We start from the raw sequence: 638 nt of genomic DNA on the forward strand, positions 1-638 counted from the left end.
ACGTGGTGTTCGCGCAGGAGGTCGGCCAGCTCCTCGCCCGCCACCACACCCGCCGGCGCCACCACCAACGCAGCACCCCACGGCAACGCCATCAAGAACTCCATGACCGAAGCGTCGAAGCTCGGCGACGCCACCTGAAGCACCCGATGCCCCGGCTCCACCCCGAACCGCTCCGCCATCACCGAGCCGAAACTCAACAACTGAGCCGACGGCACCACCACACCCTTCGGCGTCCCCGTCGAACCAGACGTATAGATCACATACGCCGGATGCTCCGGCCGCAACACCGCCAGACGCTCACCATCCAGCACATCCGCATCCGAAACACCCTCCAGATCCACACCGTCCACCGCCAGCACCTCAACACCCGAGGGCAACCCCGAAGACAGCCCCCCAAGCGTCAAAGCCAACACCGGACCCGCGTCACCGAACACGAACGACACCCGCTCCGCGGGCAACCCCGGATCCACCGGCAAAAACGCGCCACCCGCCTTCGACACAGCCAAAAGCGACACCAGCATCTCCACCGACCGCGGCAACACCAAAGCCACCAACGACTCCGGCCCCACACCACGACCCACCAACACCCGCGCCAAACGATTCGCCCGCGCGTTCAACTCCCCATACGACAACGACAC

1 protein-coding gene is annotated in these 638 nt (G+C 65.8%); it reads right to left on the minus strand.

Annotated elements, in window-relative coordinates; translation table 11 throughout:
* On the minus strand, positions 1–638 hold a 638-nt coding region (locus MTF65_RS30070; RefSeq protein WP_308407240.1), incomplete at its 3' end, for an AMP-binding protein.

Origin of the sequence: Streptomyces sp. APSN-46.1 (assembly GCF_022815725.1) — a bacterium.
Classification (GTDB): domain Bacteria; phylum Actinomycetota; class Actinomycetes; order Streptomycetales; family Streptomycetaceae; genus Streptomyces.